The organism is Brucella tritici, assembly GCF_008932285.1.
Classification (GTDB): domain Bacteria; phylum Pseudomonadota; class Alphaproteobacteria; order Rhizobiales; family Rhizobiaceae; genus Brucella; species Brucella tritici.
In genome coordinates this window covers 874,770-901,663 of sequence record NZ_WBVY01000003.1, presented here as the reverse complement: position 1 = coordinate 901,663, position 26,894 = coordinate 874,770, and the positions used below count along the sequence as shown (strand labels likewise).

Sequence of the window (26,894 nt, the reverse complement as noted above, 5' to 3'; positions counted from 1 at the left end):
CTCTATTGCATTACCCGGCTCAAAACCGCGCCGATCTGAAATGAAGGCCCAAGAAATGAAATATGTAAGCACGCGTGGGGAAGCGCCGGTCCTGGGGTTCAGCGATGCATTGCTCGCCGGTCTCGCCCGGGATGGCGGTCTCTATCTGCCGCAGGATTATCCCCAGTTTTCGCCAGAACAGATCCGCGATCTGCGCGGAAAATCCTATGTGGATATTGCGCTGGCGGTGCTCACTCCATTTGTCGACGGCGAAATTCCGCATTCGGATTTCCGTCGCATGGTACATGAAGCCTACGGCACTTTCCGCCACGATGCGGTCTGCCCGCTGGTACAGACAGGCGCAAACGAATTCGTGCTTGAACTCTTCCATGGTCCAACGCTCGCCTTCAAGGACGTCGCCATGCAGCTTCTCGCTCGCATGATGGATTATGTGCTGGCACAGCGCGGCGAACGTGCAACTATCGTCGGCGCCACATCGGGCGATACGGGCGGCGCAGCCATTGAAGCCTTTGGCGGTCGCGACAATACCGATATCTTTATTCTGTTCCCGAACGGTCGCGTATCGCCTGTGCAGCAGCGCCAGATGACATCGTCCGGTTTTTCCAACGTCCATGCCCTTTCCATTGAAGGCAATTTCGACGATTGCCAAAACCTTGTAAAAGGCATGTTCAACGACCTCCAGTTCCGTGATGCGCTGTCGCTTTCAGGTGTGAACTCGATCAACTGGGCACGCATCATGCCGCAGGTCGTTTATTATTTTACGGCGGCACTGAGCCTCGGCGCGCCGGATCGCGCTGTATCTTTCACCGTACCGACTGGTAATTTCGGCGATATTTTCGCAGGCTATGTGGCCAAGCGCATGGGACTGCCCATCGACCGGCTGATTATCGCCACCAACGACAACGACATTCTCTCGCGCACGCTGGAAACCGGCGCGTATGAAATGCGCGATGTTGCACAGACGTCATCACCGTCGATGGATATCCAGATCTCCTCGAACTTCGAACGTCTCCTGTTCGAAGCGCATGGACGCGATGCGGCAGCATTGCGCGGCCTGATGGACAGCCTGAAGCAATCAGGAGGCTTTTCGATCTCCGAAAAGCCTCTTTCGGCGATCCGCAGCGAATTCTCGGCCAGCCGTTCGACTGTCGACGAGACCGCAGCAACGATCAAATCCGTGCTTGAGGCGGACGGCTATCTGCTTGATCCGCATTCGGCAATCGGCGTGAAGGTCGCTCGCGAAAATGTGTCCGATGCTGCACCGATGGTTGTTCTTGCAACCGCGCATCCGGCCAAATTCCCCGATGCCGTAAAGGCTGCCAGTGGTGTTGAGCCGCAGCTTCCAGCATGGCTTTCGGACTTGATGCAACGAAAAGAAAGCTTCACAGTTCTTCACAACGACCTGAAAATCGTGGAAGAATACGTTCGCCGCCATTCGAGGGCTTAAAAAGACCGGCTCCGAGACGAGAAACAGAGCGGGAATGCAGGGAGCAGTTTGCTTATGGGTGTTGAAGTAACGCGTCTTTCCAATGGATTGACGATAGCCACCGATACAATGTCCCACGTGGAAAGCGTGGCGCTTGGAATCTGGGTCAAGGCCGGTGCGCGAAACGAAGCTGCCGACAGGCATGGCATTGCTCATCTTCTTGAGCATATGGCATTCAAGGGAACCGAAAACCGCACTGCCTGGCAAATAGCATCGGATATTGAAAATGTCGGCGGCGAGATCAATGCCGCCACCAGCGTCGAAACCACATCCTATTATGCGCGTGTTCTGCGCAATGACGTGCCGCTGGCTATCGACATTCTCTCCGATATTCTGACCGCGTCCAAGTTCGACGAAGCTGAGCTGGAACGCGAGAAACAGGTCATCATGCAGGAGATCGGCGCGGCACACGACACGCCCGACGATATTGTTTTCGACCGTTTCACGGAAACAGCCTACCGTCATCAACCGATCGGGCGCGCCATTCTCGGCGAACCTGAGACGGTGATGTCTTTCACCTCCGCTGATCTGCGCCAGTATATGGACGAGCAGTATAGCGCCGACCGCATGGTCGTGACGGCTGCGGGCGGTGTCGATCACGATGCGTTCGTGAAGGAAGTCGAAAAACGCCTCGGCGGTTTCCGCGCCCACAATACAGCGCCAACCCTTGACCTTGCTCACTATGTTGGCGGTGATTTCCGTGAAAATCGCGAACTCATGGACGCACAGGTTCTGATCGGCTTCGAAGGTCGTGCCTACCATGTGCGCGATTTCTATGCCTCGCAGCTTCTCTCCATGGTTCTTGGCGGCGGCATGTCCTCACGCCTCTTCCAGGAAGTGCGCGAGAAACGCGGCCTCTGCTATTCGGTCTATGCCTTCCATTGGGGCTTCTCGGATACCGGCTTGTTCGGCATCCACGCTGCAACGGGTCGCGACGAGCTGGTCGAACTGGTTCCCGTCCTCATAGATGAACTGCATAAGGCAGCCGACTCCATCAGCCTGGAAGAAGTGGACCGCGCCCGCGCGCAGTATCGTGCAAGCCTTCTTATGTCACAGGAGAGCGCTGCAAGCCGTGCGGGTCAAGTCGCGCGCCAGTTCCTGCTCTATGGTCGCCCTGTCGAGAACAGCGAACTGATGGATCGTCTTTCGCTGATTACGCCAGAACGGCTGACCGATCTGGCAGGACGCCTTTTCCTCGACAGCAAGCCCACCATCGCCGGTGTCGGCCCGGTTGGGCGACTGATGAGCTTCGACGGGCTATCGGATGCACTTTCGACCAGCGCGCATGCGAGGAAGATCGCTGTTTAAGGGATATGTGAGTAAGGGAATAGGGGAGTATGTGACGTTGAGCATTTTGTTTTTCCTACTCCCTTATGCCCCTACTTCCTTACTCCCCTAACCGTCATGATCGGCCTGCCCTTCCGTAGAAGCAATCCGACCGTCTTGCGTGGCCAGCGCATTTATCTGCGTGAACCGATGATGAGCGATTTTGCGAGTTGGGCCAGCCTGCGCGAACAGAGCCGCGCCTTTCTTGCCCCGTGGGAGCCAACATGGCCCGACGACGACCTCACCAAGAGCTCCTTTCGCCATCGGATGCGCCGTTTTCAGGATGAAATATCGGCTGGAACCGGCTACCCATTTTTCGTGTTCCGCAATAGCGACAGCAAGCTCGTCGGCGGCATTACGCTCGGCAATATCCGGCGTGGTGTCGGCCAGAACGGCATGATTGGCTACTGGAGCGGCGAACCTTACGCTGGCAAGGGCTATATGACCGAAGCCCTATCGCTGGTTATCCCCTTCGCATTCGATCAACTCCGGTTGCACCGGATTGAAGCAGCCTGTATCCCTCATAACGAGCGTTCGATACGGCTTCTCGAAAAAGCCGGATTTGAGAGAGAAGGACTGCTGCGTTCCTATCTCAAGATAAACGGCTTCTGGCAGGATCACCTGCTTTTTGCCCTTATAGAAAGCGACAAACGTATGACGGATAGCCGCATGATCAATGGCAAGGTTGGACGCTCGTGACGGGTTTTGCGGATAGGTGGTTTGTTGCTGGTGCGCGATTTCTTGCGCTCATGGTTTTTCTGACCGTTTGGGTCGTCCAGGCATCGGCTATTGAACCAATCAAGATTTCCAAAGAAGATACGGCCCTCGACCTGTCTCGCGCTGTCGAACTTCTGCGCAACAAGGGCGAGAGCGTGCAGGTGTCAACCGCACCAGGACCTGATGGCATTGTCCGCCGCATCGAAGTGCAGGCCGATCAGAACAGCAAGGCATCCGGCGACTGGGCTGCTTTCTCGATTGCAAATCCCACCGACGAGCAGATTGACCGCCTGATTGTGGCTCCACATTTCCGTCTTGTCGGCTCCGGCGTCATCTGGCCTGATCTTGGCTCACCGCGCATCGCATCGATCACGCCCAGCGAGGGCTTCGCGCTCGACCGCCAGCCAAGTGCCGATGCAGACGTCTTCCGCATCACGCTCAATCCGGGCAGCGTTATTACCTTCGTGGCCGAACTGTCTTCGCACAACCTGCCCCAGCTCTATCTCTGGGAGCCGGAAGCCTACAAGGATGCGGTCAATTCCTACACGCTCTATCGCGGTATTCTGCTCGGCATTTCCGGCCTGCTGGCGCTGTTTCTGACTATCCTTTTCGTCGTCAAGGGTACTTCGCTCTTTCCAGCCACCGCCGCGCTTGCATGGGCGGTTCTGGCCTATATCTGCGTCGATTTCGGCTTCTGGAACAAGCTAATGGAGATTACGCCGGGAAATGAACAAATCTGGCGCGCAGGCACCGAGGTGGCACTTGCTGCCTCGCTTGTGATTTTCCTGTTCACCTATCTCAATCTCAACCGCTGGCACGATCATTTCAGCTATGGCGCGCTAACATGGGTTTTAGGTCTGCTGGCGCTTGCAGGGGTTGCCGTTTTCGATCCGCCCGTAGCTTCCGGTATTGCGCGCATTTCGCTGGCACTTACCGTCCTGTCCGGCGTTGCCATTATCGGCTATCTGGCGGTCAAAGGGTATGATCGCGCCGTCATGTTAATACCGGCCTGGCTCCTTACCCTCATATGGTTGCTGGGCGCCTGGATGACGGTTTCAGGCAGACTCGATAATGATATCGTGCAGCCTGCCCTTGGTGGCGGTCTGGTCCTGATCGTTCTTCTGATCGGCTTTACCGTCATGCAGCACGCCTTTGCTGGCGGAGCGCTGCAACAGGGCCTCCTGTCCGACATGGAGCGACAGGCTCTCGCCGTCATCGGTGCAGGAGACATCGTTTGGGATTGGGACGTGCCGCGTGATCGTGTTGTGACCACGCCGGACATCGCCAATTATCTTGGCAATACGGCCAACAGCCTGCAAGGACCGGTGCGCAACTGGCTTCCCACCATGCATGCCGATGATCGCGATCGCTTCCGCTCGACGCTTGATGCCATTTTGGAAAACCGGCGCGGGCGGATCGGTCAGATTTTCCGGCTTCGCGCCAATGATGGCCACTATCATTGGTATGCGCTGCGTGCGCGCCCCGTCATCGGTTCGGATGGCGAAGTGGTGCGTTGCGTTGGTACGCTTGTCAATGTGACGGAACAGAAAAAGGCGGAGGAACGCCTGTTGCACGATGCCGTGCACGACAATCTGACCGGCCTCCCGAACCGTGAATTGTTCCTTGACCGTCTCAGCAACGTCATGAACATGGCGCGCGGGGAGAGCAACCTGCATCCGACGGTATTCATCATCGACATAGACCGCTTCAAACAGGTCAATGACAGCCTTGGCATGTCGGCAGGCGATACGATCCTCCTGACGATTTCACGCCGGCTGGCGCGCCTCATGAAGCCGCAGGATACACTCTCACGTCTATCTTCTGACCAATTCGGGCTGTTGCTCGCCTCTGAAAGCGATCCGGGACGCATCGCCTCCTTCGCCGAAGCTCTGCGTCAGGCCGTGCGCGCACCGATTGCTTATGCAAAGCGCGAAATCGTTCTGACGTCATCCATCGGCCTGATTACCTGGACGAAAACGGCGACGACCGCTGAAGATTTCGTGAAGGACGCCGAGCTTGCCATGTATCAGGCAAAGCGTTTCGGTGGTGACCGGATCGAACCGTTCCGTCCCGCATTCAGAGCTATTGGCAGCGACAAGCTCCAGCTTGAGTCCGATCTGCGCCGCGCGCTTGAACGCGACGAAATCAGCCTCGTCTACCAGCCCATCGTCAAGCTTGATGAAGGTACGATTGCTGGTTTCGAAGCGCTGATGCGCTGGGAACATCCGCGGCGCGGCGCGATCTCGCCCTCGGAGTTTATTCCAATTGCGGAAAATTCCGGCCTTATCATCCAGCTTGGCCTGTTTGCGATGCAAAGGGCTGCAGAAGACCTGTTCGCGTGGCAGGAACTGTTCCCGAAACTTGAGCTTTTCGTTTCGGTCAATCTTTCGTCCACACAACTCATCCGTCAGGACCTCATCAATGATGTCCGTTCAGTGCTCTCCCGCATTCATCTCAATCCGGGCAGCCTCAAGCTTGAATTGACGGAATCCGTTCTCATGGAAAATCCGGAACAATCCACGCATGTCCTGGCCCGGCTTAAAGCGATGGGCATCGGCTTGTCACTTGACGATTTCGGGACCGGCTATTCCTCACTGGCATATCTCACGCGCTTCCCGTTCGACATCATCAAGATCGATCGGTCGTTCGTGAAGGGCGACCAGCCGCAGAAAGCCACCTTGCTGCGCTCGATTGTGAGCATGGCGCACGATCTCGGCCTTGCTGTCGTGACCGAAGGTGTGGAGAGCGAAAGCGATGCGCTTCAGCTTCGCCAAATGGGTTGCGAATATGTGCAGAGTTTCATGTTCGGTCAGCCGACCAGCCGGGACGAAGCAACCCGCATGATCCGCGAACAACGGGACGCTGCGGCGGCTTGATTAGGGCAGCATGGCAGCAGGAAAATATGGTCGTTTCGGCCGTATGCAATTCAAACATATTGCCTTAATGCCCTATCGCCTCAATCCCTTCCTTACGCATGCCCCGCATCGGAAACGAGCCGGGACATATCAATGCCCATATGGAGCATCAGGCGCGAATACTTGCCCTCGATATCGCTGTCGAACAACATATCGAGCGGCGCATCACAGGTTAACCAGCCATTCTCGGCAAGTTCCAGTTCGATCTGACCCGGTGCCCAACCGGAATAACCAAGGGCCATCAAGGCTCGTGACGGTCCCCTGCCCCCGTAAATGGCACGCAGAATATCGACCGTTGCAGTGAGGCAGACATCCTCTGAAACCGGCATGGTGGAATCGACCATATAATCGTCGGTATGCAGCACGAACCCGCGGGTACGGTCCACGGGACCGCCATTGCGCACCATCATATGTTGCGCACGGTCCGGCAGAATAATCAATTCATCCTCATTGATAACTCCGATCTGACGCAGGAGGTCAGGAAATTCGACCGGCTGAAGCTGATTGATGATGAAACCCATCGCGCCTTCATCAGAATGCGCGCAGATATAGACCACCGACCGGGCAAAACGCTCGTCGCTCATTCCGGGCATAGCAAGCAGGAATTGCCCGTTTAGAAAACCCTGCTCTTTGTTCGGCGTCTTGAGAATGGTCATGATTATGAAGGTAGCAAGACTACGTAAAATAACAATGGCCATTTATTTTGAGTCCCGAATTCGAAGCTGAACGCAGTTCGCACAACCGGACGAAACGCCGCCATACAAGCAACTAATTTGTGCCCAACGATCCCTGTAATATTGGACTTGAAGCGACCATCTTTTCGTTCCATCTTTTGCCCATGAACATCCGAACTTTAGCCATCGCCCCGCTTTTGTTGGCCTCACTGGCACTACCAGCATTGGCTTCGACCTCCGAGTGGACCGAGACCCCCGGCGGGCGCGTGCGTGTCATTATTGAAGACAACAACCCGAACGATACGGCCAGTGGCGAACGGCGCGGTGCCTTGCAAATCGAGTTGCAACCCGGCTGGAAGACCTATTGGCGTAATCCCGGCGATGCAGGCGTTCCACCGCAGATCAACATCGAGGGAAATGCAAAAGCGCAGTTCGATTTCCCGGCACCTGTCCGGTTTGGCGGCGATGATGAAGGCGGCATCGGATATAAACACCCCGTTTCGCTGCCAATCGTGTTTCACTTGGCGTCCGCCGACACACGGCTAAAGGGCCATGTTTTTCTCGGGGTCTGCGAGAAAATCTGCGTTCCGGTGCAGGCAAATTTCGACTTCCCCCTCATTGAAGACGGACAACAGGCTTCGCCACAAGCGATTGCCGCCCGCGCGATCATCGAGACCGCTTTCGACCGGCTCCCGACACCGGCAACTTCGACATTCGGCATAAGCGGTGTGAAACGGGAAGGAGACAAGGCCGTCTTCGATCTCACCGTTCCCGATCCCGCGACCCCTGCGGAGCTGTTCGTTGCCAGCGACAAGATCAGGCTTTCCGACGTCGTTGCAGTTGAAAGCGACCAGACCGGGCATCGTTTTTCCGTCCAGATGCATGGAAAGGCCGACAAGCCCGTTATTGATTATACCATCGTGCAAAATGGAAAAGCCGTCTCCGGTCAGGTGACCTTGGATTAGCCCCTTCCTGGTTTTATCCGCGTTTTGAAATTGTCCGACGACCTGTTATCGGTTTAACTGTGTCGCCCGCGCTTCGCGGTACGATTAGCGTTTGACAATAGGCAGTGGAGCAGACGGCCCCCTGCCCCGAGGAGAAATTAGATGACGATCAAAGTTGGCGACAAGCTGCCTGCAGCGACTTTCAAGGTGAAGACCGCAGACGGCGTCAAGGAAATGACGACCGACGAAGTCTTCAAGGGTAAGAAGGTCGTTCTCTTTGCTGTTCCAGGCGCCTTTACGCCGACCTGCAGCCTCAATCACCTGCCGGGCTATCTCGATAATCGCGACGCTATCCTCGCCAAGGGTGTCGACCAGATTGCTGTGGTTGCGGTAAACGACGCCTTCGTCATGGGTGCATGGGCGCAGAGCACGGGCGGCGAAGGCAAGATCCTCTATCTGGCTGATGGTTCGGCAGCTTTCACCAAGGCTGCAGGCCTTGAGCTCGACGCCACTGCTGGCGGCCTCGGCATTCGTTCCAAGCGTTATTCGGCAATTGTGGAAGATGGCGTCGTCAAGACGCTCAACATCGAAGAACAGGCCGGACAGGCGGTTACATCGGCTGCATCAGGCATTCTCGAACAGCTTTGATCCAGAGCATTTCCAGCAAAAGTTCGATGCGCCTTCGCGGAAAAATTAATCCGCTGGACTGATTTCTTACCCCGCTGCGATGCCTAGGATAATGCGTCGAAACAAACGGTTAGAGCGCTTTTAACAATTTCATTAAAATAGGAAGCGCTCTAACAAAATGGGCGGCATCGCCGCCCTTTTCCATGCAAGCTTATTGCACTTTCAATGATTTACGACCGCCATATTTGAACGGCTCCATGCCCTCCCGGGCAAGTTCATCGGCGCGTTCATTTTCCGGATGTCCAGCATGGCCCTTGACCCAATGCCAGTTGACCTTGTGCGGTTTGCGCGCTTCGTCGAGCGCCTGCCAAAGTTCGGCATTCTTGACCGGCTTCTTGGCAGCAGTCTTCCAGCCGTTGCGCTTCCAGCCTTCGATCCAGCCGGAAATGCCATCGCGCACATAGACTGAGTCCGTATAGAGATCGACTTCGCACGGTTCTTTGAGTGCCGAAAGCGCAGAGATAGCCGCCATCAACTCCATGCGGTTGTTGGTCGTGTCGGCTTCGCCGCCCTTCAGTTCCTTTACATTGCCGTTCCAACGCAGAATTGCGCCCCAGCCACCAGGACCAGGATTGCCGGAGCAGGCACCATCCGTAAAAGCCTCAATCCGCTTCACGCAGCTGCTCCCTGCTGCTCAAGCCCGTATTCAGCAGCAGTTTCAATCTGGCGATGGAAACGCATCTTGCGCACATATTCCATTGGGTCTTTCTTGACCACGAAACTGCCTTCCGGGACGTTGAGCCAGTCGAAAAGCCGGGTGAGCATGAAACGGATGGCAGCCCCACGCGCCAGAACCGGTAGCGCATCGGCCTCAGCCGCAGAAAGTGGACGAACCGAGGTGTAGCCGCGCAGAAGCGCCGCTCCCTTGGTGCGATTGTAGGAGAAGTCCTTCTCAAAACACCACGCATTCAGGCAGACGGCAACGTCGTAAGCAAGAATATCCGTGCAAGCGAAATAGAAATCGATGAAGCCCGAAAGCCTGTCGCCGAGGAAGAAGACATTATCCGGAAAGAGATCGGCATGGATCACGCCCTGCGGCAGATCAGCGGGCCAGTTCTTTTCAAGAAAGGCAAGGTCGGCTTCCGCCTCTCTGACGAGACCCGGCTCCACCGTATCCGCGCGTTCACGCGATAGGTTCCACAGCGGACGCCAGTCAGAAAGCGTCAGACCATTGCGGCGGCGCAGCAAAAAATCAGCGCCTGCCAGATGCATATGCGCCAGCCCCTCACCGACGGCTTCGCAATGTTCCACCGTCGGGCGGCGCATCCACATGCCCTCAAGGAAAGTAACAATTGCGGCGGGCCGTCCGGCAAGTTCACCAATTGTCGTGCCGTCGCGACGAACCACCGGCTGCGGGCATTCAAGGCCACGGCTGGCCAGATGCTGCATCAAGCCGAGAAAGAATGGCAGGTCTTCGCGATTGGTGCGCTTCTCATAAAGCGTCAGTATGAAGGAACCTGAAGAGGTGTGCAGAAGATAGTTGGAGTTCTCCACTCCTTCCGCGATACCTTTGTAAGATGTGAGTGTGCCGATATCGTACTGCTGCAGGAAAGCGCCAAGTTCGATTTCATTGATATCTGTATAGACGGCCATGCCGCTTATTTCCCTTGTATGATCTTGGGCATCAATTTCGGAATACCGACCACCCGGTGTTCCCCGTTGACGAATGCCATATCCTGCACCGTCAGTTCCACATCGCGGATCTCGCGATTCACAAGGAAGTTTTCAGTTTCGACCGTCGTTTCAGCCAGCTCGATCTTCACGTTGAAGCGTGCCTTGAAGGCATCGATGATTTCATCAACGATGATTTCCGGTGCCGACGCCCCAGCCGACAGGCCTACCACCGATATATCCCCTATGCGGTCCCATTCAATATCAGCCGCGCGCTGAACCAGCATCGACATCCGCGCGCCAGCCTTCTCCGCCACTTCGACCAGACGCTTGGAATTGGAAGAATTCGGTGCACCGACGATCAGAAACAGATCACATCCTGGAGCGGCAGATCGCACCGCATCTTGCCGATTGGTCGTGGCATAGCAGATCGATTCCGCAGCCGGAGCCGAAAGGTTCGGAAAGCGCGCCTGCAATTCCTCAATGATTCCGGCCGTGTCATCCACCGAAAGCGTCGTCTGCGTCACGAAGCCGAGATTGTTCTCATCATCGAAATGGCAGTTACGCGCATCCTCAACGGTTTCGATCAGCGTCACCGCACCATCCGGCAATTGCCCCATGGTGCCGATCACTTCAGGATGGCCGGAATGACCTATCAGAATAACATGGCGACCGAGGCGCTGATGACGCATGGCCTGCTTGTGCACCTTGGAAACAAGGGGACAGGTTGCATCGAGATAAAACAGGTTCTTGGCTTCCGCATCCGCAGGCACGGACTTTGGCACACCGTGCGCAGAAAACACGACCGGCTGATCGCGGTGCGCTGCGGGGATTTCGTCCAGTTCTTCCACAAAAATCGCGCCACGGGACTGCAAACCCTCAACCACATAGCGGTTGTGCACGATCTCATGGCGAACATAGACCGGCGCGCCGTATTTCTTCAGCGCCAGCACGACAATCTGGATCGCCCGGTCCACTCCGGCACAAAAGCCGCGCGGGCCGCAAAGGCGAATTTCCAGTGTTGGTCGCTGATCGGTCATGAAGCGTGCTCGCAAGGTTCGGCGTGGCTTTAAACTCTAGCGCGTTGCGCTTTCAGTTTTTATTCTCACGCATGTCTTTGTCCCCAAAACCGGTGCCCGCTTTTGGAAGACATGCTTTAATTCCGGAGTTGGGCTGCAACGAGACCGTTGTCAAGCCCTCACCCCTTTCGATAGCGCCACAACCACGTCCCGACAACCCCTATCAGGGCCAGAGCGAGGCCATACCACGTCGCCGCGTATTGCAGATGGTTGTTGGGAAAATCGATAATCGTCACACCACCGATAGGTAAACCGCCCGGATTGGGCTTGTTGTCGGCATCAATGAAGAACGGCACGACCTCATCCAGATTTGGCAGATCGGCGCTTTCCGCCATCGCCGTCCAGTCCTTCCAGTAGAAGATATTCTTGGCAACATCATTCTCGGGAAGGAAGAAACCCGGCTTCGCCGACAAGGGATCGCGCGCCAGCCCAGTCACGCTCACCGGACCGTCTATCTGCCCTTCGGCACGCGTTGACGGGTCCTTCTTCTCGTAAGGAACGAAGCCGCGATTAACCAGCACGAAACGGCCGTCCTCAAGCATCAATGGGGTATAGACATTATATCCGGCTGCCCCCTCATAGGTGGCAAGAAAATGCCGTTCGCCCTGATGCATAAAAGTGCCCGAGGCTGTCACCGGACGATATTCGACCGACCCCTCCTCCTTGTAGACTTTCTCCATTTCGGAAAGCAGCAGCGGCGGTTCGTGAATGCGCTGTTCGGTCGATGCGATCAGCGCTTCCTTCCATTGCAGGCGTTCCACCTGCCAGGTGCCGAGCGCCAGCAGAATGACGAGTGCTATGGCAGAAGCGATCAACACACCCCAGGGAAAACGACGCGACTGCTGTGCTGCCGTCATTGGCCGTCATCCTGTCGGTTGTCCAGACGCCCCTGCGCGGCCTTATGACGATATTGCATGTTGATAAGGATACCCTTGGCCCATCGCATGGCCACAAGGCTGAGAATGATCGCTAGCGGCACCCAAAGAATGAAATGCACCCAGAGCGGGGGCCCGAAATTCACTTCCATCCAGAGCGCAAGACCGACAACAATGAAGCCAATAATCAAAATGACAAATGCCGCAGGACCATCACCAGAATCGGCAAATGAATAATCCAGTCCGCAGGCTTTGCAGCGCGGGGCGACTTTCAGGAAGCCGTCGAACAGCTTTCCCTCACCGCAACGCGGGCAATGTCCGGCAATGCCACTCTTTATTGGATCAACGGGAGGATAAATATTGTGATCCGGCATTGCGATTCCCTTCTCATTATCTGTTCACAAACAAAAGGCGGCCATGTTGACAGGGCCGCCTCGAAACTTGTGACTGCTGGCGATCAGCCACCGTGCATCGGTGCGCCCCATCCACCCCATACATAGATGGCGAAGAAGAGGAACAGCCAGACCACGTCGACGAAGTGCCAGTACCAGGCAGCGGCTTCGAAGCCGAAATGCTGCTTTGGCGTGAAGTCACCGCCGATAGCGCGGATAAGGCAGACCAGAAGGAAGATCGTGCCGATGATGACGTGGAATCCGTGGAAACCGGTCGCCATGAAGAAGGTTGCGCCGTAGATCGAGTCCTTGAACGCAAACGGTGCGTGAACGTACTCATAGGCCTGCACGAAGGAGAACAGGACGCCGAGAGCGACCGTGATCGCCAGACCGGTGATCATGCCCTTGCGATCATTGTGCAACAGCGCATGGTGCGCCCAGGTCAGCGTCGTGCCCGACAGGAGCAGGATTACGGTATTGTAGAGTGGCAGGTGCAGAGGATCGAGAACCTCGATGCCCTTTGGAGGCCAGACGCCGCCCGTGAATGTGGCGCGCGCTACCTGATGCACTTCATTGGGGAAAAGGCTTGCATCGAAAAACGCCCAAAACCAAGCCACGAAGAACATGACTTCCGAGGCGATGAACATGATCATGCCGTAGCGCAGATGCAGCGACACGACGCGGGTATGGTGCCCCTCGTGCCCTTCCTTGATCGTATCTGACCACCAGCCATACATGCAGTAGAGCACGATCGCGAGGCCGATGAAGAAAATCCATGGCGTCACAACGTTGAGGCCGAAGAACGGCAGCTCACCGGCATTGATGTAACGCATCCACGCAATACCGCCGACGGCAAGCACGAATGCACCCACCGAACTCAGAAACGGCCAAGGACTGGGCGCGATGATATGATAGTCGTGATTTTTCTGATGAACGTCGGCCATGTCTCTCCCCGTAAATCCCCTTAGGGGCTCCTCTCTCGTACCTTCCTGCTTAAACCGCCAATACGGTTCCAAGCAAGTCTGTCTGTAACAAGCGGTATTTCTTATCAGAATAAAACCGCTTCATTGTTTTGTCTTTGTGGCATTATGCGCCGTTAGGTATCAGCTTCCGTTTGTCGATGTCTCCGCCTTGGCATTTGCGACAGGCTTCGGTTTCTCAATCGGAAAGAACGTATAGGACAGCGTGATCGTCTTGACGTCCTTCAGATCGGGATCATTGACGATCTCCGGATCGACAAAGAACACCACCGGCATTTCCATGTCCTCGCCCGGCTTCAAGGTCGTATCCGTGAAGCAGAAGCATTCAACCTTGTTAAAATAAGCCCCAGCCCGGCCCGGCGCGACGTTGAAGCTTGCGCGGCCATAGGTCGGCTGATCGAACAGGTTGCGCGCTTCATATTTGATCATCGTCGTTTCGCCAATGCGAACCGTAACCTCACGCTGCACGGGCTTGAAATCCCATGGCAACCCGTTGGCCGTATTCGCGTCGAAACGTACCTTGATGGTCCTATCGAGAATCGTATCGGAGTACTGTTCGACACGCTGTGTCGTGCCGCCATAGCCCGTCACCTGACAGAAAATACGGTAAAGCGGCACAGAGGCATAGGCCGCACCGATCATGCAGACAAAGAACGACAGGCAAGCAAAAGCAATCGTCGCGTTGGAACGCTGCTGCTTTTTCAGCTTCTGATCTTTTTCCTGCTGATCCGCCATTTTTTCCTCCCAGATAAAATTTAAAGCGGCCGTACCAGAATGTTAGCGCCCAGCTTGGCAATCGTGCCGACGTAAACAAGCAGCACGAACAGAGCCAGCGCTATTGCCAGTCCCCAGGAACGATTGCGCTGGGCTCGCTTCTGCTGCTCCGTCGGAACGATCAGTTCCAGTTCGCTATCCACCGGCTTCTGTACGGTTTTATCCATTAGAACACTCCAAAGGCGACCAACGCCTTCATGACCAGCGTCTCGACAAGCAGTACCGCAAACAGTCCCGACAGGTAGAGCAGCGAAAAACGAAACAGCTTGCGGGCAGCAGCCAGCATTGCTGGCTGCGATCCGGCAGCCCATAGCCGCCATGCATAATAAACGAAAGCCAGTCCGAGCAGCGTCGAAACCGCGCCATAGACAGGGCCAGCAAAACCGAGCACCCAGGGCAGAACCCCAACCGGTGCCATAATGATCGAATAGAATAGCGCCTGACGACGGGTCGAAAGCTCACCTTTGACGTTCGGCATCATCGGAATGCGCGCCGCTTCGTAGTCATTGGCTGAAAAGAGCGACAGCGCCCAGAAATGCGGAGGCGTCCACAGGAAGATAATCATGAACAGAACAACGCTGTCCCAGGCGATTTCGCCGGTCGCAGCCGCCCAACCGATCATCGGAGGGAATGCGCCTGCCGCACCGCCGATGACAATATTCTGTGGCGTCGAGCGCTTCAGCCACATGGTGTAGATGACTGCGTAGAAAAAGATCGTGAATGCCAGCAGCGCTGCTGCCAGCCAGTTGACCATCAGACCAAATGTAACCACCGAGAAGGCTGACAAGGTCAAACCGAAGGCCAGAACCTGATTGGGCGCAATGACGCCAGCCGGGATAGGTCGGTTGCGCGTGCGCTTCATGACCGCATCGATATCCGCATCGTACCACATGTTCAGCGCGCCGGAGGCACCTGCGCCAACTGCAATGCACAGGATGCTGATAGCAGCCAATACAGGGTTCATATGTCCTGGCGCGACTACGAGACCGACCAGCCCGGTGAAGACCACAAGGGACATCACCCGGGGTTTCAAAAGAACAAGGTAATCCCGCGCGGTCGCCTCGGAGAGAACGAGTGCGTCATCGGTACCTGCGTTTTTTTCCACCAGAGACATTTTAACTTCAAAAACCTCAAGTTCACCGGCCCGAACACCACGCCCCTACAGCGTGGATTGGCACAATCACAACAATGTCCTCCCGGAAACCGTTCTGTTCCCGCCGGAAATGCCGTGCTTGATGGCCGACTTTTCGTCTACCGGCGACGGGCGGAACAGAATGTCGCCCGCCCATAGCACATTTTGTAAAGATGGGCGAAGTCTTTTCCCGACTCCGCCCATCGCACAATTACTTGATACGCGGCAGCTGTTCCCACTGGTGGAACGGCGGCGGCGATGAAAGCTGCCATTCCAGTGTGGTTGCGCCTTCACCCCACGGGTTTGCACCGGCTTCACGCTTCTTCGCGAATGCCTCGAAGACATTGTAGAGGAAGATCAGAACGGCGAAGCCCGAAATATAAGAGCCGTAGGACGACACCATATTCCAGCCTGCATAGGCATCCGGATAGTCAATGTAACGGCGCGGCATGCCAGCAAGACCGAGGAAGTGCTGCGGGAAGAAAACCAAGTTCACACCAACGAAGGTGACCCAGAAGTGCAGCTTCGCCGTGAACTCATTGTACATGTAGCCGCTCATCTTCGGGAACCAGTAGTACCAGCCCGCAAAGATCGCAAACACGGCACCCAGCGACAGAACGTAATGGAAGTGCGCCACAACGTAGTAGGTGTCGTGCAGTGCACGGTCGAGACCGGCATTGGCAAGCTGCACGCCCGTCACGCCACCAACCGTAAACAGGAAGATGAAGCCGATTGCCCACAACATCGGTGCGCGGAAGGTGATCGAACCACCCCACATCGTCGCGATCCACGAGAAGATCTTGATCCCTGTGGGAACCGCGATGACCATCGTCGCGAACACGAAATAACGCTGTGTATCGAGCGACAGGCCGACCGTATACATGTGGTGAGCCCAGACGACGAAGCCGACAACACCAATCGCGACCATAGCGTAAGCCATGCCGAGGTAACCAAAGATCGGCTTGCGCGAGAAGGTCGATACGATGTGGCTGACAATGCCGAAGCCCGGCAGAATCAGAATGTACACTTCCGGATGCCCGAAGAACCAGAACAAATGCTGGTACAGGATCGGATCACCACCGCCATCCGGCGTGAAGAAGGTCGTTCCGAAGTTACGATCGGTCAGCAGCATGGTGATGCCGCCTGCCAGAACCGGCAGCGAAAGCAGAAGCAAGAACGCCGTCACCAGCACAGCCCAGGCAAAGAGCGGCATCTTGTGCAGCGTCATGCCCGGTGCGCGCATGTTCAGAATCGTCGTAATGAAATTGATCGCACCGAGGATCGACGACGCACCCGAAATGTGGATTGCCAGAATGGCGAAGTCCACAGCTGGTCCGGGCTGACCCGAGGTCGACAGAGGCGGATACAGCGTCCAGCCGCCGCCGGGACCCCAGCCACCGGGCGCCGAAGGCATGAACAGCGAGATCATCAGCAGCAACAGTGCAGGCGGCAGAAGCCAGAACGAAATATTGTTCATGCGCGGGAAAGCCATGTCCGGCGCGCCGATCATCAGCGGCACCATCCAGTTGGCAAAGCCACCGATCAGCGCCGGCATGACCATGAAAAAGATCATGACCAGAGCGTGCGCGGAGGTGAACACATTGAACATCTGCTTGCCGGCATCAAGCGCAGCATCGCCCTCAACACCGTAGACCATGGACGCCAGCCCATGGAAAATCTGAATGCCCGGCTCCTGGAGTTCGGCGCGCATCGCGATGGACAGTGCGCCGCCGATGATACCGGCGATGATTGCAAAAATCAGGTACAGAGTACCGATGTCTTTATGATTGGTCGAGTATACCCAACGAACCCAGCCGTGCGGCTTGTGGTCGTCGTGGGCACCATGCTCGTGAGCTGCTGTGCCAGCCATGGAATTCGCTCCCGTTTTTCAACAGTCTTGGCGTTCGGGATCTAAAGACCCGCCGCAGCCACCTTATCGTTTGCACCACCTTCAACAGTGGCCTGAAGTGCCTTATTCGCGCCGTTCAGATCCGATCCCGCAGCCGCGATCCAGGTCTGATACTGCTCTTTCGAGACAACGCGCACGGCGATCGGCATGAAGCCATGATCCTTGCCGCAAAGCTCAGAGCACTGACCGTAATAAAGGCCTTCCTTGTCCGCCTTGAACCAAGCTTCGTTGATGCGACCCGGAACGGCATCCATCTTCACACCGAAAGCCGGGATCGTCCACGAATGGATCACGTCGGCAGCGGTGACGAGGAGGCGAACCGTTTCACCAACCGGAACCACGACTTCGTTGTCGACGGCGAGAAGACGCGGATAACGCGCACGATCCTCTTTTCCGGCAGCAGCGCGATCACTGTCCTTCAGCAGAAGGGCATCAAAGCTGACCGGATTATCGATCTGATATTCGTAACCCCAGTACCACTGGTATCCCGTTGCCTTGACTGTCAGCGTCGGATCTTCGGGCGAATATTGCGCCGTCAGGAGCTGGAAAGACGGAACCGCCAGAAACAGAAGAATGATCACAGGCCCGATGGTCCAGATCACTTCAATAGCGGTATTATGGCTGGTTTTGGACGGCTCGGGGTTTGCACTCGCGCGAAAGCGAAACACAACCCAAAGCAACAAAAACAGAACCAGCAAGGTAATTGGAATAATGAACCAGAGCGTATAACGCTCAAACCAATGAATCTGTTCGGCAATCCCAGTCGCTGCGTCCTGAAATCTCCATTCCCAGGGACGAGGCTGATCCGCAAAAGCGGCACCAGTCGTCCACAGCACTGCAAGAGCGCCGCCGAAGGCGCCCTTCGTTGTGGCAACAATCTTATCCACCAGAACTCTCTCCCTTTTCGCCCTTTCGAGCTGGACGCCGGACGCTAAAGACGGCCGCATCCCCCGTCGGCGTTCAAACCACACCTTAGCGCACACCGCAAGGAAGGCGAATATGTTCCTGTGCGGCATTTTTGCGCGCAGCCTGCATGGAGAAACGTAAATGTCCAAGTTTATTCAACGTGCCACAGCCGCTCGTTTTCATCGCGAAAACTTGGGAAAACCGCACGAAACCCATAATGAAGCCATGATTTGACAAGACGTTTCTTTTAACGTGCCGCGTGACAATCGGTGCAACAGACGGTATCACCGTTGCTATGATGGCCAGGACAGATTAACGCCAATCACGGCGCTTTTCATGGCCAATGCAGCGCGTTAACGTCCCGGTGATTCGATCTGGAGATTTCATGACTTTTCGCATGCTTGCCCGCCGCACGATCAGCCAGCGCCTCGCAACTCTTGCAACAGGCGTCAGCTTGACGCTTGCCGTTGCAACGCTTCCTTCGGTTGCTCAGGAAACACCGGCACAGTTACAAACCCCACAAGAAGCCCCTGCCGCCCAGTCGCAGGCTGCTCCGACCAGCCCGCAGCAGAGCGGCAAGCTCAAGTCGCAGCATGGCGCGTGGTCAGTTCTCTGTGATACGCCAGCCGGCGCCAAAACCGAGCAGTGCGCGCTGATCCAGAACGTGGTCGCAGCAAAGCGCCCTGAACTGGGCCTTTCAGTTGTCGTTCTCAAAACAGCAGACAACAAGGCCCGCATTCTCCGCGTATTGGCCCCGCTCGGTGTTTTGCTGCCTAACGGACTTGGCCTCAATGTCGATGGCAAGGATATCGGTCGCGCCTATTTCGTCCGCTGCTTTGAAGACGGCTGCTACGCTGAGGTGATCCTTGAGGATGATCTCCTCAAGACATTGCGTTCCGGCAAGGCTGCTACCTTCATCGTCTTCCAGACACCGGAAGAAGGCGTAGGCATCCCCGTTGATCTGAAGGGGTTTGGTGAAGGCTTCGACGCCCTTCCCTAAGAACTATCGGTATTCCGGCGCTGGCGGGCGGCAAACCGCATCCCGCTGCGCTTCCGGTGCTCATGTACCCTTTAAAGTACACTCTGTTCCGGTTCTCGCGGCCCACGGTTTTCGCAGCGCCATCACCAGAATCTCAACAGTTCTGCATCGCGTGGTTGTTCTTAACCGGTTTAAGGCTTACATCCTTCAGCAAACACATGCTGCAGGATTTATTTTTATGAAAAGCCTGATCGACAGTTTCGACGCCAGCCGCGACGATATCGAGCGCCTTGTCGCCCAAAGCCTGAAAGGCAGCGACGATGGCGAGCTCTTCGTGGAATATCGCGAAGCGGAAGCGCTTGTTTTCGATAATGGTCGCCTCAAGACCGGTTCATTCAATCAGGATCAGGGATTCGGATTGCGGTCAGTTGCAGGTGAGGCCATCGGCTATGCCCATGCGGGCGATCTTTCGCTTGCTGCCTTGAAACGCGCATCCGACGCGGTTTCCGCTACCTTAAAGGGCTACGGTGGAAACTATGCGGCGGCGCCTGCTGGCACCAACCGACACCTTTACACGGATGAGAACCCCATCGGCTCACCGTCATTCGACGCGAAAGTGCAGCTTTTGCAGCAGGTTGATGCCTATTTGCGCGCCAAGGACCCGAAAATACGTCAGGTTTCTGTTTCACTCGCAGGGTCGTGGCAGCAGGTCGAAATTCTGCGTGCCGACGGTCATTTCGTGCGCGATATACGGCCCATGGTACGCCTGAGCGTTTCTGTCGTGGCTGGCAATGGCGACCGTCAGGAATCAGGTTCGCATACGGTTGGCGGACGCAAGGGATTCGGCGAATTCATCACCGCCGAAAGCTGGCAGCACGCGGCGGATGAGGCATTGCGCCAGGCGCTCGTCAATCTTGAAGCTATCCCTGCCCCGGCAGGTACATTCGATATCGTTCTCGCCAATGGCTGGCCGGGTGTTATGCTGCATGAAGCTGTCGGGCATGGGCTGGAAGGTGACTTTAACCGCAAGAAGACCTCTGCCTTTGCTGGTCTGCTTGGACAGCAGGTTGCCTCCAAGGGTGTCACGGTTATCGACGACGGAACTATCGCCGAGCGGCGTGGTTCTCTCACGATTGACGATGAAGGCACGCCCACCAATCGCACAGTGCTGATCGACGACGGCAAACTCGTCAATTATATGCAGGACCGTCAGAACGCCCGCCTGATGGGTATGGAAGCTACCGGCAATGGACGCCGCGAATCCTATGCCCATGCTCCCATGCCACGCATGACCAACACCTACATGCTTTCCGGCGACAAGACGCCGGAAGAAATCATCGCCTCCATGAAGAAGGGCATCTATGCGGTTTCCTTCGGCGGCGGTCAGGTGGATATCACATCGGGCAAGTTCGTGTTCGGCTGTACGGAAGCTTATATGATCGAGGATGGCAAGGTCGGTGCACCGATCAAGGGGGCGATGCTGATCGGCAACGGTCCGGATGCCATGCAGCGGATTTCAATGATCGGCAACGACATGAAGCTCGATACCGGCAGCGGCAATTGCGGTAAGGGTGGTCAATGGGTTCCTGTTGGCGTCGGTCAGCCGCATCTGCGCATGGATCAGGTCACGGTGGGCGGCACGGCTGTATAGAAGCCCAATGGTCATCCGCAGTTTCAGTCATAAGCCCTTATTAGCGTCATCTAACTTGCAGATATCACCGGTAAAGTGCAGGCTGTGAGGGTAACGGCCTGCACAGCGGTATTCGATGCCGGGCTGATCTGGAGAGAGGAATGCCTGAATCGCCTTATGACTGGACGGGCAAGCGAACGGAAAAACGCGACCGGCAAAAGCGTATGCTGGTCGTGACAGCCATCACGATGGGCGCAATCATCCTTGTCCTAGGCATGGTGGACGGCCTGCTGATTCTGCTAGGCTGATATGCTGCCCATTTATGAAATCGATTGCACTGGAATAGAAAGCTCCGACGATCTTTGGCGGCGGTATCTTTCCGTCGTTCCAGCCCAAGACCCAGAATCCTTCGGCTACACCCTCGACTCATTCTGGGACGCTGTGCAATGGCAAGGCCCAGGCTGGCCTGGCGAATGCGAACTGGTATTCAGCAATGTCGAAGCACTGGGCGTGTTGAAAACCCGCAGCGGAAAGCCGTTTCTCGATGCCTTTCGGCAATTGGTTGCCGATACAGATCGGGTGACAATCAAACTGTCATGAACGGATTTATTCTGCCGTTCCGGCATTTTTGTCGTAGTCAGCGGAAGCTTTCGCAAGCGCGCCGATATCATCGGCGCAAAGATACGCTCTCATCGCGTCAAATTTCTTTTCGTCCCACTTGTAGATTCCAAGTCCAAGAAGCGTCTCGACCGTCGCTGCCGGAAAACGGGAGCGAATTGGGACTGCAGGATTGCCAGCCACGATAGTATAAGCTGCAACGTCTTTGGTGACGATGGCGCCTGACGCAATAATTGCGCCTTCACCAACAGTGATCCCGGGCATAATCATGGAGCGCATTCCAAGCCACCCCATCCTCGATAATCGTGTCCCCCTTGCCCTTATAGGCATCAAGAATGACATCTGGAAATGGATAGAGACTGAACCAGTCCGTGCGATGCGTGTGGTTACCAACCATCAGAATAACGGTCTCTGCACCTATACAAACGTAGTCGCCAATATAGAGCTGATCGACAGACCATTGGGATTCCCAGGCCTTCAGACTGTATTCGTCACCATAAAGATAACGAACGACGCTCTCTTCAAACGAACCCGTCCAAGTATTACTGTAATAGCTGTGGCTGCCCCGCACGTAAATGTTCGGGTTCTTTACCGTCTCGTGAAGGAGTTCCACGATGGACCAATGCTTGGCTTCTGCACTTGTAAACGACACGGCTAAGGCAACTTTCCAGAACTTACATCGCCGGATCTTCTTCCAGCAAACCGGTTACGAAATCAAACAGGCCTGGGCGACGATCACGGCGAAGACGTTCAGCTTCAATGATCGACTTGATAGCCGTAAAGGAGCGGTCAAGATCTTCATTGATCACGATATAATCGTACTTCACCCATTTCTGGATCTCAAAACGCGCATTCTGCAGGCGGGTCTCGATGACATCCGCTGTATCTTCCGCGCGGCGGTTCAGGCGCTGCTGCAATTCGCGCATGGTGGGCGGCAGGATAAAGATCGAGACCACGTCGGCGGGCATTTTCGCTTGCAACTGGTCTGCACCCTGCCAGTCAATATCAAACAGCATGTCCTGACCGTCGGCTAGCGCGATTTCAGCCGTTTCGCGTAGCGTGCCATAGAAATTGCCGTGGACTTCAGCCCATTCGATCAACTCGTCATTGTCCCGCAGACGTTCAAACTCGCGGATCGTCTTGAAATGATAATGGACCCCTTCGATCTCGCTCGGGCGGCGCTGGCGCGTCGTCACGCTGATCGACAGCGAGAGGTTCATCTTCTTGTCTTCCAGCAGCAGCCGGGCAATCGTGGACTTACCGGCTCCGGATGGCGACGAGATCACCACCATCAAGCCTCTGCGTGCGACGCCATTTTCAACCGAAGAGATGGCCATGACCTGTTACTCCAGATTTTGTACTTGTTCGCGAAACTGATCTACGACTGCTTTCAGTTCCAGACCGATGGCCGTGATCGACGCTGCATTCGATTTGGAACACAGTGTATTAGCTTCACGATTAAATTCCTGTGAAAGAAAATCGAGCTTGCGCCCGACGGGGCCACCGTCCGCCAGAAGCTTGCGAGCGGATGCCACATGGGTCTCCAGCCGGTCAAGCTCTTCCTGAATGTCGGCCTTGGTCGCAAGGAACGCCGCTTCCTGATAGAGCCGCGCTTCATCGAGTTCGCGTGCGGCGTCCATCAGCAGCGCCACCTGTCCGGCGAGACGGGTTTTGATCGCGTCCGTGCCGCGTGACGGGTCGCGACGCGCATTCGCGGTCAGGCGCTCTATACTGTCAACATGAGCGGAAAGAATGGTGAAGAGGGCTTTTCCCTCCTGCATGCGCGCATCGGCGATGGCCTTGAGTGTCCCCTCAAAACTGGAAACGATGGCAGCTTCCAGTTCGCCGCGTTCGTCTTCGTCATCAGCCATTTGCGCCTGATCGATGATACCGCGCAACGAAAGAATGCCGTCTACACTGGCGGGGGCCAGTCCGTGCTTCGCCTGCAAATCCGCACCGAGCCTCAGGACCTCCGCGAGCATGGTCTGATTGATACTGAAACCGGCCTGCGTCTCACTGCGTTCCACACTGAGACTGGCCTGAAAATTACCGCGCGAGAAATGACGCGCCAGCATGGAGCGTACGGGATGTTCGGCAGCTTCCAGTCCTTGCGGCAGACGCAGCCGAAGGTCGAGCCCCTTGCCATTGACGGAACGCACTTCCCAGACGATGCGCGCCTCTCCGCCTTCCATGGCATGTTGCACGGCATGGCGTGCAAATCCGGTCATGCTTTGGAGCGCCATGCGTTCCATCCCCTCAACTCAGGCCCGCGATAGTGCGGACTTACTCTAAAAATCAAGCCGAAGCCGGTGGCAAACACCGGCTTCGGTTACATATTCTCACATTCACCCAAGATCATAGCGAAGCGCTACTGGCCCGCATTCTGGCCTGAACTCTGGTCTGTATTGCTGCCACTATTGTTCTGTTGGTCGATATTCTTCTGCTGTTCCACAGAGCGCCACTTGCGGACATTGGCGTTGTGCTCCTGCAGCGTCTTCGAGAACACGTGACCGCCGGTGCCATCGGCTACGAAGTAAAGGTCTTCCGTATCCAGAGGATTAGCGACGGCTTCCAACGCAGCCTTGCCTGGATTGGCAATCGGCGTCGGCGGAAGGCCATTGATCACATAGGTGTTGTAAGGGGTTGGCTTTTCGATGTCCGACTTGAAGATCGGTCGGTCAGAAGGTTTGCCAGCCCCGCCGAACAGACCATAAATAATGGTCGGATCGGACTGGATGCGCATGCCCCTCTTCAAACGATTGACGAAGACCGAGGCAACATGCGGACGTTCCGACGCGATGCCAGTTTCCTTTTCCACGATCGAAGCCAGCGTCACGAATTCGTTCTTGTCCTTGACCGGCAGATCGGGGTTACGCTTCGCCCAGGCCTCATCCACGAGCTTCTTCTGGGACGCAACCATACGATCGATGATTTCCGAACGCGTCGTGCCGCGCGTGAAATTCAGCGTATCGGTGAAGAGCGAGCCTTCCGGCGGCATGTCCTTGGGCATGTCGCCAACCAGCGTCGGATCAGCCGAGATACGGTCGAAAATTTGCTTGACCGTCAGACCTTCCGGAATGGTCAGCGGATACATGATGGATTTGCCACTGATGAGGATATTCATCACATCGCGCATCGAAGCGCCTGCCGGAATGGCGTATTCGCCAGCCTTCAGATCATTTTCATGACCGAGCGTCCGCATACCGTAGCGGAAAATACGCGCATCACTGACGATCTCGCGGTTTTCCAGACTATTGGAAACTTCGGCAATACCAGCGCCACGCTTGACGAGAAACGTCGTTTCAGCCGTGAGCGGACCTTGCCCGTCAAACTGCATCTTGCCGAAATAAAACAGGGCTGACGCGCCGAGCAGAACAAGCACGACGAGCGACAGCATGAAATTCATGAAGACGACGATCTGGCTGCGCGCATGGCGCGAACGCTTGCGCGGCGGCGGCGTTCCCGGCTCGGGCCGCAGAGCTTCAGACGCGGATTTCGGCACGAACGGCTTTGAAGTCGCGTTCGTTTCCTGCGTCGCGCCCTTGGGCTGCTCGTCTGCAGGGGGTGTTCCGGATGGCGCCTCTGAATTCACTCAATCACCTCGGTCCAGAGTATTTCGATGATTCAAACCAAACCAGGAAAAAGACTCTGTCTATCTATTTTGGCGAACCTCCCGACACATTGTGCCGAATGCCCGCCCAGAACGGCTTTTTGCACTTATTTTCGTCAGAGTGGCTGAAACTCTTCGGAGTCGTAACCACACTAACCGCTGTTCGCGATTTTAAACATCGCATCCGGTTTTATTTTGGCAAAAACGCGGAGAAATCCCCGCGTTTTTTTAATTCAATATTCTATCTTCAGCGACACCGATCAGGAGTATCGGCGCAGGACCAGCGAAGCGTTGGTTCCGCCAAATCCGAAGGAGTTCGACAGAGCCACATCGATCTTGCGTTCACGCGCCTTGTGCGGAACCAGATCGATCTTCGTCGAGACAGCCGGATTATCGAGATTGAGCGTCGCCGGCGCGATATTGTCGCGGATGGCAAGCGTCGAGAAAATCGCTTCGGCTGCACCGGCAGCACCAAGCAGATGGCCGATAGCCGACTTGGTCGAGGACATCGAAATCTTCGACGCAGCATCGCCGACCACGCGCTCGACAGCGCCGAGTTCGATGGTGTCAGCCATGGTCGACGTGCCATGGGCGTTGATGTAGTCAATCTGGTCCGGCGTGATTTCAGCGCGCTTCAGGGCAGCGACCATGCAACGTTCGGCACCCTCGCCGCTCTCGGTCGGAGCAGTGATGTGGTAAGCATCGCCCGAAAGACCGTAGCCGATAACTTCCGCATAGATTTTCGCGCCGCGCGCCAGTGCGTGTTCCAGCTCTTCGAGAACCACAACGCCCGCACCTTCGCCCATCACGAAGCCGTCACGGTCTTCGTCATAAGGACGGGAAGCTGCGGTCGGATCGTCGTTACGCTTGGTGGACAGCGCCTTGCAGGCCGCAAAGCCTGCCAGCGAAATGCGGCTGACCGGCGATTCCGTTCCACCGGCAACCATGACATCCGCATCGCCGAAAGCGATCAGACGGGCAGCGTCGCCGATAGCGTGCGTCCCGGTCGCGCAAGCCGTCACGACCGAATGGTTCGGACCGCGAAGCCCGTGCTTGATGGAAACATGGCCGGAAGCCAGATTGATCAGGCGGCCAGGAATAAAGAACGGCGAAATACGGCGTGGGCCCTTGTCGCGCAGTGTGTAGCCTGCCTCGACGATGCCTTCGATACCGCCAATGCCGGAACCGATGAGAACACCGGTGCGGACCTGATCCTCGTCGCTTTCAGGATGCCAGTCGGCATCGTCCAGCGCCTGATCGGCAGCACCGACAGCATAGACGATGAAGGGATCAACCTTGCGCTGTTCCTTGGGCTCCATATGGAGGTCGGCGTTGAAGGTGCCATTGGTGCCATCTCCAACCGGAATGCGGCAGGCTATCTGGCAAGCCAGATCGTCAACTTCAAATTCCGTGATGCGGCGAGCACCGCTTTCACCGGCAATAAGACGCTTCCAGGTCTCTTCGACACCGCTGGCAAGCGGCGACACCAGACCAAGACCGGTGATGACGACACGCCTCATATCCACCCCTTAAAACTTTGTTATGTCACAAACACCGCCCCGCAGGCTTTAACCGGCAGAACATATGTCCGGGCCTGACTGGAAGGGATGGTGCTCCAATTGTTGAAACAGGAGCCTGCCATGTCGAACA

At 56.1% G+C, this 26,894-nt stretch carries 28 protein-coding genes; 10 read left to right on the top strand and 18 right to left on the bottom strand.

The window, feature by feature from the left end; all coding sequences use genetic code 11:
• Window positions 1-55: 55 nt before the first annotated feature.
• The 4 genes from thrC to pdeA all read left to right on the top strand — a co-directional run bounded on the left by thrC (window position 56) and on the right by pdeA (window position 6,405).
• The gene (gene thrC, locus F9K94_RS14175) at window positions 56-1,447 is read left to right on the top strand and encodes a threonine synthase (RefSeq protein ID WP_151646326.1); all 1,392 of its coding nucleotides are present in this window, start codon (window positions 56-58) and stop codon (window positions 1,445-1,447) included.
• Window positions 1,448-1,501: 54 nt separating this feature from the next.
• Window positions 1,502-2,794, top strand: a complete 1,293-nt coding sequence (locus F9K94_RS14170; protein WP_012090859.1) for a M16 family metallopeptidase — start codon at window positions 1,502-1,504, stop codon at window positions 2,792-2,794.
• A 96-nt stretch (window positions 2,795-2,890) separates the two neighbouring features.
• On the top strand, window positions 2,891-3,511 hold the full coding sequence (locus F9K94_RS14165; protein ID WP_151646324.1) for a GNAT family N-acetyltransferase: 621 nt from the start codon (window positions 2,891-2,893) through the stop codon (window positions 3,509-3,511).
• Between the two features lie 50 nt (window positions 3,512-3,561).
• Window positions 3,562-6,405: a phosphodiesterase PdeA gene (gene pdeA / locus F9K94_RS14160; RefSeq protein WP_407922048.1), complete on the top strand. Its 2,844-nt coding sequence runs from the start codon at window positions 3,562-3,564 to the stop codon at window positions 6,403-6,405.
• Window positions 6,406-6,497: 92 nt separating this feature from the next.
• Here pdeA and F9K94_RS14155 read toward each other — a convergent pair whose 3' ends face one another.
• A complete protein-coding gene (locus tag F9K94_RS14155) occupies window positions 6,498-7,100 on the bottom strand; it encodes a YqgE/AlgH family protein (protein ID WP_151646435.1) in 603 nt (200 codons plus the stop codon).
• Window positions 7,101-7,282: 182 nt separating this feature from the next.
• Between F9K94_RS14155 and F9K94_RS14150 the strand changes: the two genes are divergently transcribed.
• Window positions 7,283-8,083 (top strand): protein-disulfide reductase DsbD domain-containing protein, encoded by an 801-nt coding sequence (locus F9K94_RS14150; RefSeq protein ID WP_151646321.1) that lies wholly within the window; start codon window positions 7,283-7,285, stop codon window positions 8,081-8,083.
• A 141-nt stretch (window positions 8,084-8,224) separates the two neighbouring features.
• A complete protein-coding gene (locus F9K94_RS14145) occupies window positions 8,225-8,710 on the top strand; it encodes a peroxiredoxin (RefSeq protein ID WP_061345161.1) in 486 nt (161 codons plus the stop codon).
• A 190-nt stretch (window positions 8,711-8,900) separates the two neighbouring features.
• On the opposite strand, the gene rnhA is transcribed toward F9K94_RS14145, so the two are convergent.
• From rnhA to coxB, 11 genes are all read right to left on the bottom strand, one after another.
• Complete coding sequence (rnhA, locus tag F9K94_RS14140; protein WP_061345160.1) at window positions 8,901-9,365, bottom strand: ribonuclease HI; 465 nt, start codon at window positions 9,363-9,365, stop codon at window positions 8,901-8,903.
• Window positions 9,362-10,342, bottom strand: a complete 981-nt coding sequence (locus tag F9K94_RS14135) for a homoserine kinase (protein ID WP_151646319.1) — start codon at window positions 10,340-10,342, stop codon at window positions 9,362-9,364. The genes rnhA and F9K94_RS14135 overlap by 4 nt, the downstream gene beginning before the upstream one ends.
• A 5-nt stretch (window positions 10,343-10,347) precedes the next feature.
• Window positions 10,348-11,400 carry a 4-hydroxy-3-methylbut-2-enyl diphosphate reductase gene (gene ispH, locus F9K94_RS14130; RefSeq protein ID WP_109986183.1) on the bottom strand — a complete coding sequence of 351 codons (1,053 nt, stop codon included), beginning with the start codon at window positions 11,398-11,400 and terminating at the stop codon, window positions 10,348-10,350.
• Between the two features lie 158 nt (window positions 11,401-11,558).
• On the bottom strand, window positions 11,559-12,296 hold the full coding sequence (locus tag F9K94_RS14125; protein ID WP_061345157.1) for an SURF1 family protein: 738 nt from the start codon (window positions 12,294-12,296) through the stop codon (window positions 11,559-11,561).
• Entirely contained in the window at window positions 12,293-12,688 is a 396-nt protein-coding gene (locus F9K94_RS14120) for a DUF983 domain-containing protein (protein ID WP_061345156.1), read from the bottom strand. The genes F9K94_RS14125 and F9K94_RS14120 overlap by 4 nt, the downstream gene beginning before the upstream one ends.
• Window positions 12,689-12,771: 83 nt before the next feature.
• Entirely contained in the window at window positions 12,772-13,650 is an 879-nt protein-coding gene (locus F9K94_RS14115; RefSeq protein WP_061345155.1) for a cytochrome c oxidase subunit 3, read from the bottom strand.
• A gap of 159 nt (window positions 13,651-13,809) precedes the next feature.
• Entirely contained in the window at window positions 13,810-14,421 is a 612-nt protein-coding gene (locus tag F9K94_RS14110; RefSeq protein WP_061345154.1) for a cytochrome c oxidase assembly protein, read from the bottom strand.
• 20 nt (window positions 14,422-14,441) lie between these two features.
• Window positions 14,442-14,627 carry a hypothetical protein gene (locus F9K94_RS14105; protein WP_061345153.1) on the bottom strand — a complete coding sequence of 62 codons (186 nt, stop codon included), beginning with the start codon at window positions 14,625-14,627 and terminating at the stop codon, window positions 14,442-14,444.
• Entirely contained in the window at window positions 14,627-15,574 is a 948-nt protein-coding gene (locus F9K94_RS14100) for a heme o synthase (protein WP_151646317.1), read from the bottom strand. The genes F9K94_RS14105 and F9K94_RS14100 overlap by 1 nt, the downstream gene beginning before the upstream one ends.
• A gap of 229 nt (window positions 15,575-15,803) precedes the next feature.
• The gene (ctaD, locus tag F9K94_RS14095) at window positions 15,804-17,462 is read right to left on the bottom strand and encodes a cytochrome c oxidase subunit I (RefSeq protein WP_061345151.1); all 1,659 of its coding nucleotides are present in this window, start codon (window positions 17,460-17,462) and stop codon (window positions 15,804-15,806) included.
• Window positions 17,463-17,503: 41 nt separating this feature from the next.
• On the bottom strand, window positions 17,504-18,388 hold the full coding sequence (gene coxB, locus F9K94_RS14090) for a cytochrome c oxidase subunit II (protein ID WP_061345150.1): 885 nt from the start codon (window positions 18,386-18,388) through the stop codon (window positions 17,504-17,506).
• A 404-nt stretch (window positions 18,389-18,792) separates the two neighbouring features.
• On the opposite strand from coxB, the gene F9K94_RS14085 reads away from it, so the two are divergent.
• The 4 genes from F9K94_RS14085 (at window position 18,793) to F9K94_RS14075 (ending at window position 21,616) form a co-directional block, all read left to right on the top strand.
• Window positions 18,793-19,407 (top strand): invasion associated locus B family protein, encoded by a 615-nt coding sequence (locus F9K94_RS14085; protein WP_061345149.1) that lies wholly within the window; start codon window positions 18,793-18,795, stop codon window positions 19,405-19,407.
• 217 nt (window positions 19,408-19,624) lie between these two features.
• Window positions 19,625-21,037, top strand: coding sequence for a metalloprotease TldD (tldD, locus tag F9K94_RS14080; RefSeq protein ID WP_151646315.1), 1,413 nt, complete (start codon window positions 19,625-19,627; stop codon window positions 21,035-21,037).
• Window positions 21,038-21,177: 140 nt separating this feature from the next.
• Window positions 21,178-21,324 carry a hypothetical protein gene (locus tag F9K94_RS24425; protein ID WP_155723778.1) on the top strand — a complete coding sequence of 49 codons (147 nt, stop codon included), beginning with the start codon at window positions 21,178-21,180 and terminating at the stop codon, window positions 21,322-21,324.
• A 1-nt stretch (window position 21,325) separates the two neighbouring features.
• Window positions 21,326-21,616: a hypothetical protein gene (locus F9K94_RS14075; RefSeq protein WP_151646313.1), complete on the top strand. Its 291-nt coding sequence runs from the start codon at window positions 21,326-21,328 to the stop codon at window positions 21,614-21,616.
• Window positions 21,617-21,622: 6 nt separating this feature from the next.
• Here F9K94_RS14075 and F9K94_RS24690 read toward each other — a convergent pair whose 3' ends face one another.
• The 6 genes from F9K94_RS24690 to fabF form a co-directional block, all read right to left on the bottom strand.
• Complete coding sequence (locus F9K94_RS24690; RefSeq protein WP_235920622.1) at window positions 21,623-21,904, bottom strand: LbetaH domain-containing protein; 282 nt, start codon at window positions 21,902-21,904, stop codon at window positions 21,623-21,625.
• Window positions 21,876-22,286 carry an LbetaH domain-containing protein gene (locus tag F9K94_RS24685; protein ID WP_235920621.1) on the bottom strand — a complete coding sequence of 137 codons (411 nt, stop codon included), beginning with the start codon at window positions 22,284-22,286 and terminating at the stop codon, window positions 21,876-21,878. Before F9K94_RS24685 ends, F9K94_RS24690 begins: the two co-directional genes overlap by 29 nt.
• Before the next feature lie 22 nt (window positions 22,287-22,308).
• Complete coding sequence (gene gmk / locus F9K94_RS14065) at window positions 22,309-22,971, bottom strand: guanylate kinase (protein ID WP_151646311.1); 663 nt, start codon at window positions 22,969-22,971, stop codon at window positions 22,309-22,311.
• Window positions 22,972-22,977: 6 nt separating this feature from the next.
• Window positions 22,978-23,877: a YicC/YloC family endoribonuclease gene (locus F9K94_RS14060; protein WP_151554228.1), complete on the bottom strand. Its 900-nt coding sequence runs from the start codon at window positions 23,875-23,877 to the stop codon at window positions 22,978-22,980.
• A gap of 125 nt (window positions 23,878-24,002) precedes the next feature.
• Complete coding sequence (gene mltG / locus F9K94_RS14055; RefSeq protein ID WP_151646309.1) at window positions 24,003-25,226, bottom strand: endolytic transglycosylase MltG; 1,224 nt, start codon at window positions 25,224-25,226, stop codon at window positions 24,003-24,005.
• A 278-nt stretch (window positions 25,227-25,504) separates the two neighbouring features.
• Window positions 25,505-26,764, bottom strand: coding sequence for a beta-ketoacyl-ACP synthase II (gene fabF, locus F9K94_RS14050; RefSeq protein WP_010658390.1), 1,260 nt, complete (start codon window positions 26,762-26,764; stop codon window positions 25,505-25,507).
• Window positions 26,765-26,894: the final 130 nt, after the last annotated feature.